The 9,013-nt window shown below is 64.9% G+C and carries 13 protein-coding genes; all 13 read right to left on the reverse strand.

The window, feature by feature from the left end; all coding sequences use genetic code 11:
- Positions 1-19: 19 nt before the first annotated feature.
- Positions 20-265 (reverse strand): hypothetical protein, encoded by a 246-nt coding sequence (locus tag APH35_RS23830; protein WP_060494034.1) that lies wholly within the window; start codon positions 263-265, stop codon positions 20-22.
- A 498-nt stretch (positions 266-763) separates the two neighbouring features.
- The gene (locus APH35_RS23835; RefSeq protein WP_060494021.1) at positions 764-1,615 is read right to left on the reverse strand and encodes a CsgG/HfaB family protein; all 852 of its coding nucleotides are present in this window, start codon (positions 1,613-1,615) and stop codon (positions 764-766) included.
- Positions 1,616-1,649: 34 nt separating this feature from the next.
- The gene (locus APH35_RS23840; RefSeq protein ID WP_012272106.1) at positions 1,650-2,063 is read right to left on the reverse strand and encodes a curli assembly protein CsgF; all 414 of its coding nucleotides are present in this window, start codon (positions 2,061-2,063) and stop codon (positions 1,650-1,652) included.
- Entirely contained in the window at positions 2,060-2,452 is a 393-nt protein-coding gene (csgE, locus tag APH35_RS23845) for a curli production assembly/transport protein CsgE (RefSeq protein WP_012272105.1), read from the reverse strand. The genes APH35_RS23840 and csgE overlap by 4 nt, the downstream gene beginning before the upstream one ends.
- A complete protein-coding gene (locus tag APH35_RS23850; RefSeq protein ID WP_012272104.1) occupies positions 2,449-2,976 on the reverse strand; it encodes a type II secretion system protein in 528 nt (175 codons plus the stop codon). The genes csgE and APH35_RS23850 overlap by 4 nt, the downstream gene beginning before the upstream one ends.
- Positions 2,951-3,325 (reverse strand): type II secretion system protein, encoded by a 375-nt coding sequence (locus tag APH35_RS23855; protein ID WP_012272103.1) that lies wholly within the window; start codon positions 3,323-3,325, stop codon positions 2,951-2,953. The genes APH35_RS23850 and APH35_RS23855 overlap by 26 nt, the downstream gene beginning before the upstream one ends.
- Before the next feature lie 5 nt (positions 3,326-3,330).
- A complete protein-coding gene (locus tag APH35_RS23860) occupies positions 3,331-3,810 on the reverse strand; it encodes a type II secretion system protein (protein ID WP_012272102.1) in 480 nt (159 codons plus the stop codon).
- On the reverse strand, positions 3,807-5,672 hold the full coding sequence (locus APH35_RS23865; protein ID WP_012272101.1) for a secretin N-terminal domain-containing protein: 1,866 nt from the start codon (positions 5,670-5,672) through the stop codon (positions 3,807-3,809). The genes APH35_RS23860 and APH35_RS23865 overlap by 4 nt, the downstream gene beginning before the upstream one ends.
- On the reverse strand, positions 5,669-6,178 hold the full coding sequence (locus APH35_RS23870; RefSeq protein WP_060494023.1) for a hypothetical protein: 510 nt from the start codon (positions 6,176-6,178) through the stop codon (positions 5,669-5,671). The genes APH35_RS23865 and APH35_RS23870 overlap by 4 nt, the downstream gene beginning before the upstream one ends.
- Positions 6,178-6,741 carry a type 4a pilus biogenesis protein PilO gene (gene pilO / locus APH35_RS23875; RefSeq protein WP_060515641.1) on the reverse strand — a complete coding sequence of 188 codons (564 nt, stop codon included), beginning with the start codon at positions 6,739-6,741 and terminating at the stop codon, positions 6,178-6,180. Before pilO ends, APH35_RS23870 begins: the two co-directional genes overlap by 1 nt.
- Positions 6,728-7,270, reverse strand: coding sequence for a hypothetical protein (locus APH35_RS23880; RefSeq protein ID WP_060515642.1), 543 nt, complete (start codon positions 7,268-7,270; stop codon positions 6,728-6,730). The genes pilO and APH35_RS23880 overlap by 14 nt, the downstream gene beginning before the upstream one ends.
- 1 nt (position 7,271) lies before the next feature.
- Complete coding sequence (locus APH35_RS23885; protein WP_012272097.1) at positions 7,272-8,051, reverse strand: hypothetical protein; 780 nt, start codon at positions 8,049-8,051, stop codon at positions 7,272-7,274.
- A partial coding sequence (locus tag APH35_RS23890) for a GspE/PulE family protein (RefSeq protein ID WP_177335389.1) occupies positions 8,035-9,013 on the reverse strand: 979 nt, incomplete at its 5' end. The genes APH35_RS23890 and APH35_RS23885, both read right to left, overlap by 17 nt.

Genomic DNA, 9,013 nt, shown 5'->3' on the forward strand with positions numbered 1-9,013 from the left:
ACAACCCCCGAGCCAGCCCTCAAACACCCCGCACCAGCTCCGCCTTCCCCCGCTCGTCCAGCTGCTGCCTTTCAACCCCATCGAGCAAAGCCTCCACCACCGCCTTGGCCGAATCCAGCCCATGGTCATTGCTCAACAACAGATCACGACAAGTCCCCTTGGCCAACTCCAACGCCTTGAGGTTGGTCGCAAACGCCCCCTTGAGCAGCGTGGACAGATGCACCAGCGCATCTTCGTAGTCCACCCCCGCACGCACGGCAAACAACGGCGGATGGCTGCATTCACAGGTCGAAGAACTGGAGGACGCCGTGGTGGCGCGTACGGGAGGATCAGGTAAGCCTTTTGTCATTGTGTCGCTCCTTGATTCACTGGAGCCGCCACACAACGTGACCAAACGAATGGGTGGCGACTGTACGCGGGTTGGTCAACCGGGAATCAAGGAAACCGGCGCGCACGGAGGCGCCCCACGCACAGCCGCCATAAAACGAAACAGCCGGGCACAAAAAAGCGCCAACTGTATCGCAGAGCGGGCGCTTGTGCGCCTTGATGATTGCGGGTGACCAAACCCGACTGCTGGATTGACAGCAGCGGGCAAAGACTACCGAGGTCAGGGAAGGGTTTCAAGCGGAGGGCATTTGTCGTAACACTTCTGTCAACTGCACCGGCCTCTTCGCGGGCACGCCCGCTCCCACAGGGACCGCGTGATCTCAAAGGCTACGCAGTACCTGTGGGAGCGGGCGTGCCCGCGAAGAGGCCCTCAAGATCACGGCTGCTGGTTCTGGCTCAAATACTTGTCCACCGTCGCCTTGCCATCCCCCGCATCCCCAGCCACCTGCCACAACCGCCGTTCAATCCCCTGCGCCAGCAAATGCCCCACCGCCGCTTCGATCGCCGACAGCACGCACAGCTGCGCCGGTTCGTTGGTGGTGTAGCCCACCTCGGCCTCCAGCAGCTTCTTGAACTCGATGAACTTGAACACCCCGGCGCTGCGCCCAACCGAGTAGATGGTCTTGCTGGTCATCACGTTGGCCAACACCTGCCCGGTGCGCACGTCAACGGCACGCAGGTTCACGGTCACCTGGTCCACCCGATACTCGCGGGAGATGTCTATCCCCAGGTAACGAGCCCCCTCCCCGCCGCTTCGTACGTTGGTGTCGTAGGCGATGATGCCGCCCTCCAGCATCAAGTTGGCGGCCTGCAGCGGTGGCAACTCGCCCATGATGTTTTCCGCCACATCAGGCTTTTTCTGCGAAGCCCGGATGATCTTGCGTTCGGTCAGCAGGTTCTGCAGGCCTTCGCGCTCCAGCACCACGAACCAGCCGCTGGCGCTCAGGGCGTCCATCAGCATGCTGGCCGCACCCTGGGTAACGCTGGTGGAAAACGAGCTGGCCGGGGTCGGCTTGTACTGCCCGGTCTGATCGCGGAAGCCGTAAACCACGGCCATCAGGCGGCCTTTGGGACGTGGCATGTTGATCAGGTCGTAGTAGGTCGAGGCCCGTGGGGTCAGGGTCGGGGTTTCCGAGTCCTGTTCGGCCGACATGGGTTCGCGCAGGCTGCAACCCGTTTGCAGGCCAAGGGCGGTGAGGATCAGCAGCGTGCTCAGCAGACGTTTCATGGTGTTCTCTCCCCAACATAAAAGCCCTTCCCTCTCAGGGGTTCAGGCCGCTGACCTCAATGATCGAAATTTCTCCTGTGGCGCGATCGGTGACCTTGATGCTCAACGCCCCGGAATCGTCGATGACGTCGATGAGAAACGCATCGGTCGCCATGCTGCCGGTGCTGCCGTTGCTGATGTTGTCCAGCAACTGCGACAACATCCGCGACTCCAGCTGGTTGCTGAAGCGCTCCAGGGCTGTGGTGCCGGTAAAGGCCGAGGCACGGTCCTTGAGGTCGGGGTCGTCGTAGTCGTTCTGCGCCTGGGCGTTGTTCAGCAGCCAGGTGCCGTTCAATGGGTTGCCGCCAAACGCCGGGTTGACCGGGGTGTACACCAGCTCGGTGGCCTGGGCAGCAAACGCGCTGGCCAGCAGGCAGGCGGCGATGCAACGTGGAATGCGGTGGTTCATAGCTCGTCCCTCTCCAAGTCGGTGGTGTCCTGCAGCAGGCGTTGCAGCTTGCGTTGAATGATTTGCTGCTTGACCAGGTCGGCGGCGGCAACGGCCTCGTCTTTCAGTTCGGTGGTGTTTGGTGGCAGGAAGCGGCGGTACATCACCTCACGCTCGAATTCCACCGTCACCAGGCTGCCCCAGCGGGCATCGGGGCGTTCGCGTACCACCAGGTTGAAGTCCAGGCGGCTGGTGGCGCGCAGGCGGTCGGCGAAGTAGTAATAAAAGTCGTGGCCGATGTGCGAGATGGTGTTGTCGACGATAAAGCCTTGCATCTCGTCTTCATTACCGGCCTTGGCCGAGGTGGCCAGCAACAGCAGGCTCAGGCACAGCGCTGCCAGGCTGTTCATGGCGTGTCTCCCGGGCCGCTGTGGGTCTGCACACCGCCGGCACTTTCGCTGAAGGCCTGCTCGGCGACGAACTGCCAGTCGCTGTAATGCTCCAACCCCTCGAAGCCTGTCCATTCGGCGCTGAAGCCACTGCGTTTGAATGGGGTGGCGTCCGAACGGCTATGCACGCCGGTGATGCGGCCGTCGATCGAGCGCAGCAGGCCCCACTCGTCGCTGTTGGTGATGGGGTCGGGGTACAGCCTGCGAATGTGCCGCCTGGCCTGGGGGAAACGGTTGTCCTGCAACAGGTCGGCCAAGTCCTGCGGGTACTGGGCCAAACCCGGCGAGGCGCGATAGTAGCTGCGCAAGGCCTGGGCGTACTGGCTGCCCACCCACAGCAGTTGGCGTTCGCGGTCACGCTGGGCGGCGCTGGCCCAGATCGTGCCGGTAGCGGCCAGGGCCACGCTGCTGACCGCAATCAGCAGCAGCACGCCCAGGTAGGTGAAGCCGCTTTGGGCCTTACCATTCAGCGAAGAGGCTGCCATCACGCGCCCTCCCTGTGGCACCGCTCTTGATATCGGCCACGCCGCCGGCCACGCCTTCGGGTGGTGGCACCAACTGCCAGGCATCGCTGCGTTCGGTAATAGGGTCGACCGGGGTGTTGCGCAGGTAGCGTTGCTCCACCAGTTGCTCCAGCGAGTCCGGGTAATGGCCGGTGTCGCCGTAGTAGTGGTCCAATGACTCGCGCAGCACCGCCAGGCTCTGGCGCAGGGTGGCCTCGCGGGAGCTTTCCAGGCTGTTGAAATAGCGCGGCATGGCGATGGTCATCAGCGTGGCGATGATCGCCATGACCACCAGCAGTTCGATCAGGGTGAAGCCTTTGCTGCGTTTCATGGCTGTCACCATTGCCCGTAAGGGATGCTGTTGAGGCCTTTGCCGCGAGCCCTGGAGTACACGTCGAACACGTCTTCGCCTTCGCGCGGGTTGTCGGGGCTGCTGTCGTAGGCGCGCAAGCCCCAGCCGCCTTCGTCTTCATCCTTGGCCGCCACCAGCGGGTCGTGCGGGATGCGCCGCAGGAAGTAGAACTTGGCGCCCTTGGCACTGCGCACATCGCGCACGCCATCCACCAGTACCTGCAAGTTCGGCGGGTAGCCGCTGGCATCCAGGCGTTTCTCGATGTAGCCGGCGTCGAAGGCCCGCTTGTAGGCGTCGATGGCATCGCGAATCTGGTACAGCGCCTCGCGCAATTGCTGCTCCTTGCCACGGCGCACCACGGTTTCGGTCAGCGGCGCGGCCATGCTGGCCAGCAGCCCGAGCAGTGCCAGGGTCAGCACCACCTCGATCAGGCTGAAGCCGTGCATACGGCGCCGGGTTTTCATGGCCGTGGGCTCCCGTTGACCGGGGCGACCGCCATTTGGCTGTCCACGACCGGTGCGTCGGTGGTTGGCGCATTGCCGGGCACGTCCATCGGTGGCAGCGGGGCCATCTGGCGTACCTGCATGGCCGACTCGGTGCCGGTGGAGAACTCCATGTCCGACGGGCTCTGGTACGGCAGGTTGCGCACGATGCGCGGGGTGATCGCCAGCACCAGCTCGCTCTTGCTCATGTCGTCCTTGTTGCTGCCGAACAGCCGGCCCAGGCCGGGGATGTCGCCAAGCCCGGGGATTTTGTTGCCGCTGGCGTTGTGGTCATTGCGCACCAGGCCGGCCAGTACCTGGGTTTCGCCATCGTGCAGGCGCAGGCTGGTTTGCGCGTTGCGGGTGTCGACCTGGACCGGAATGGTGCCCTGGCGGGTGGCTTCCAACGGCGTGGCGTTGCTCACTTCCAGCGCCACCTTGATCGCCACTTCGTTGTTCAAGTGCACGGTGGGCTGTACTTCAAGCTTCAAACCGACGTCCAGGTAGGTGACGCTTTCGGTGATCACCGGGCCCTGGGTGGACGGCACCGAGGTGGCGCTGATGATCGGCACCCGCTGGCCGATGTGGATGCGTGCCTGCTCGCGGTTACTGACGCGGATCACCGGGCTGGCCAGGGTGTTGATGTCCTTGTCCGAAGCGTTGATCTTGGCCTGCGGCGCCGGCGAGATGCTGATGCGGCTGGAGTCGATGCCCTTGAGCTGGTCGAGCACGCTGACCGGTTTGCCGTCGTTGCTCAGCACGCCGAAGGTGTTGGGCCATTGCAGGCCGAGGTCGAGGATGCGCGAGGTGGCCACTTCCATCACCTCCACTTCCAGCACCACCTCGGGGTTGGACTGGTCCTGCGATTGCAGCAGCTTCTCGGCCATGCGCACGGCATCCGGGGTGTCGCGCATGGTCAAGGTGTTGAGGCGCTCGTCGACGAACACGTCGCGGGTCTTGAGCATGGTCTTGACCATGTTCAGCGCGGTGTTGGCGTCGATGCTGGTCAGGTAGAACGTGCGCATGACCAGTTCCTGGTAGTCCTTGGTCTTCTGCGGCGAGTCGGGGTAGACCATCACGGTGTTGTCGTTGACGATCTTCTGGCGCAACTGGTTCTGCTCCAGCAGCAGGGCCACGGCGTCTTCGATGCGCACTTCACGCACGAAGATGGTGGCTTTCATGTCCGGGCGCAGGTCCTTGTCGAAAATGAAGTTGATGCCGGCGACCTGCGACAGCACCTCGAAGATGGTCTTCAGGTTGGCATCGCGAAACTCCAGGGTCACCGGCCGCTCCAGCTTGCTGCGCAACTGCGGGTATGGCTGTGCTGTGCGCGCCTGGACGTTTTCGATGTCGCTGCGCAGGGTCATGCCCTTCTGGTTCTGCGGGTCCAGGCGCAGCACTTCGCGCATGTAGCGCTCGGCGCCGAACAGGTCGCCCTGGCGCAGCGCGGCTTGGCCAAGCGCCACGCGCTCGTCGAGGGTGCGGATCAGTTCCAGCTGGCGGATGCCTTCCTGGGCGCGGCGGTTGTTCGGCTCCAGGGTCAGCACTCGGCCATAGCCCATGCGGGCATTGGCGAAGTCGTGGCGGATACGGTCGGCGTCGGCCTGGGTGATCAGCGCCTCGACTGCCGCCTGACGGCTGTGGGCCAGGGCGATGTTCAGCTCGGTGTCGCGTGGGTCATCGCGCAGGGCTTCTTCCAGGCGGGCAATGCCGGCCTCGTACTGGCCCTCTTTCATCAACTGGTCGCTGTCCTTGCGTACCGCGCTGGTACCGCAGCCGGCAATGGCCACGCACAGCGCTACGAGCAGGAACGGAGCAGGCTTGCACAGCTTCGACGACTTCATGGTGCGCTCCCTACAGACAAGGTCTGCGACTGGTGCAAAGGCAGGTAGACCAGGCTCAGCTCGCTGGCTGAAACGCGGTCGAGGCGATAGGTGTCTTCGATCACGTCGCCTTGGCGCACGACGTAGAGTTTTTCGCCGCTCTGCAAGAAGATCTGCAGGTCGTCGCGGTCACCCATGCGGCCGATGAATTCGAATGGCAGTGCCGGAGCGGTTGGCGCTGGCACTACTGCTGGCGCGGCAACCACGGGTTGCTCGGTGACGGTGGCCAGGGTTTTGGGCTTGGTCCACTGCTGGGTGGGGAACAGGTCTCTGGAGGCCTGGTCCGGCCCTTTCGCGGCCAAAACCGCACCCGCAGAAGCGGCGCTGCCCGCAGTCTCTGTGGGAGCTGGCTTGCCGGCGACCGGGGCCAGCGCGTCTTCTTGGCCGAACCAATGGCCGGGTGCCCAGGCCAGCGCTGCGCTCACGCCGAGGAAACCGGCCCAGATGACTGCACGTTGAGTGTTCATCACGACCTCGACAGGTAAAGGGTCATGCGCAGGCGGGCATTGAGCTCGCTGTCGCCAATGCGTTTGCGTTGCAGCTCGAGGTCTTCCAGCACCAGGGTCGGCAGTTGCTTGAGCAGGCCCTTGAGGAAGCCGCGAATCTGCGGATAGCTGCCGCGCACCGGCAGCACGATCTGGTAGCGCGCCAGCTGGGTCTTGGGGTCGATGCCCAGGGCGTACTCACCACGGGCCAGGCTGATGTGCTCGGCGCTGGCCAGGTGATACAGGCGCTCGATCAGCTCGCTGGCCTGGGGCTGCCCCGGCAGTTGCTGACGCAGGGTGTCCAGGGCCTGCTGTTCGGGTTTGACGGCAATCTTCAGCTCTCCCCGCTTGACCCGCCCTACCTGCACGCTGGCGTCAGCTTCGGTGGCGCGCAGTTCGCGCACGTTCTGCCATTGCGGCAGCACCCCGGCACAGGCCACACCAATGGCCAGCAGGCCTACGGCCACCGCCGCCAGGCCGACCGGGCCGACACTGCGCAGGCGCTCCTGGAGGATCAGGCTGTTCAGCGATTTAAGGGCGCGCATGGCCGGTCTCCCAAGTGGCGGTGAGGGTGAAGCGCACGGGGTGCTCAGGCTGTGCGGCCAGCACCTCGTGGTTGAGCAGCGATACATCGCTTAGCTCGTCACTGGCTTCCAGGCGCTGGTGGTACTGCAGCATCGCTTCGAGGTTGCATGCCTCGGCGGCGATGCGCACCTGGCCCTTGCGTGCATCCGGGGTCAGGCCAAGCAACGCGACATCGTCCTGGGGCATGGCTTCGAGCATGGCGAACAGCTGCTGCCAGGGGCGTTGCAGTTGCTGCGACACACTGCGCATCTGTGCCAGACGCTCGGCTTGCTCGCGGCTGGCAGCGCTGTTTTGTGGCGCTACGGTGGCCGGACGGCGGCCCAGTTGCAGCTCAAGGCTGTGCACGCTGGCCTCCAGGTCGACCTGCTCGGCCTGCAAGCTGTGTTGCAGCAGCACCAGGCCTACGACCACGGCGCTGCCCAGAGCAAGCAGCGACCAGGCCAAAGGGCTGGTGCGCCGGGGCTGGAATTCCAGGTCGAGGCGGCGCATGTCAGGCCACCGCCCGCCACATGGCGCACAGCGGGTCGGCTTCGCTGGCCGGCTGGCACAGCTGCACCGCCGCCAGTTGCGGCACGTCGCCCCGGCCTGGGGCATGCAGGTAAACCCGTGGCAGGTGCTCGCCGTACAGCTCGCAAGTGCGCTCGATCAGCGCTTGCAGGGCCTGGTCGCTGTCGGCACAACCTTGCGCCAGCACTTGCTGCCAGGCCCCACCTGCAGCCAGCAGCAGCACGCTGCGGCGCGGTTCGGCCAGCACGAACAGGAAGTCGCCTTGCTCCAGCTGCGGCGAGCAACGGTTGTAGGCGGCCATCAGGTACGGCTGCACCGAACGCAGGTTCAGGCGGCTTTCCCGGCCCAGCGCCTGAAGCCGTTGCAGCAGGGCTTCGGGCAGCGCCGTCGCGATGCGGGCAGCACCGGCAGGCTCAGGCGACAGCACGATGCGCCAGTCGTCCAAGGGCTGCCCGTAGAGGTTTTCGAAGCAGGCCCGGGCATAGGCATCCAGTTCGCGGGGGTGGCCGATGGCATCGCTCCAGGGCACCAGGCAGAAGCGACTGTAGCGGGCCGACAGCAATACCCGCAACTGGGCGCCACGTACGGCATGCTCGGCCAGCAGCGCGGCCAGCGCATCAACGGCGGCTGCCCAGGCCGGTTGGGCGGCATCGCAGCTGAACTCACGGCTACCCAGCCATTGGTGGTGGTTATTGTGCCAGCGACCCAGGCCGACACCCTCGGCGCCCAATACAGCGCAGAAACGATCAGATGAATGTGACACGGTTGATCTCCTCAAGGGTGGTACGGCCATCGCGGACCAGGTCCAGGGCCGAGGCCCGCAGCAGGCGCAGGCCGCGCTGGCAGGCAAGCGTCTTGATTTGCGCCAGGGGGCGGCGCTCCACGATCATTTGCCGCAGGTCGTCGTCCAGGTGCAGCAGTTCGGCAATGGCGCTGCGGCCGCGGTAGCCACTGCCCCGGCATTGGCCGCAGCCCTGGGCGCGCACGAAGGTCCAACCGGCTACGGCCTCGCGGGTCAGGCCCGAGCCATACAGGGTGTCGTCATCGTGTTCGCAGGCCGTGGCGCAGTGCGGGCAGGCCAGGCGAATCAAGCGCTGGGCCAGCACTGCATTGAGCGCGGAAACGAAGCTGTAGGGGTCGACCTGCATCTGGCTGAAGCGGCCGATCACGTCGAATACGTTGTTGGCGTGGATGGTGGTGAACACCAGGTGGCCGGTGAGCGCCGACTGCACGGCAATCTGGGCGGTGTCGGGGTCGCGGATTTCGCCAACCAGGATCTTGTCCGGGTCATGGCGCAGGATCGAGCGCAGGCCACGGGCGAAGGTCAGGCCCTTCTTCTCGTTGACCGGGATCTGCAGCACGCCGGGCAGTTGGTACTCGACCGGGTCTTCGATGGTGATGATCTTGTCCACGCCGTGGTTGATCTCGCTGATCATGGCGTACAGGGTGGTGGTCTTGCCGCTGCCGGTGGGGCCGGTCACCAGGATCATGCCGTAAGGTTCGGCGGCCAGCCGGCGCAGGGCGCGCAGGGTTTCGTCGGCAAAGCCCAGGGCTTGCAACTGCACGCCGCTGACCCGGTCGGACAAGTCCTGCTTGTCGAGCACCCGCAGTACGGCGTCCTCACCGAAGATGCTGGGCATGATCGACACCCGAAAGTCGATTTGCCGATCGCCCACGGCGACCTTGAAGCGCCCGTCCTGGGGCACGCGCTTTTCGCCGATGTCC

Source organism: Pseudomonas sp. NBRC 111132 (assembly GCF_001320565.1).
Classification (GTDB): Bacteria; Pseudomonadota; Gammaproteobacteria; order Pseudomonadales; family Pseudomonadaceae; genus Aquipseudomonas; species Aquipseudomonas putida_P.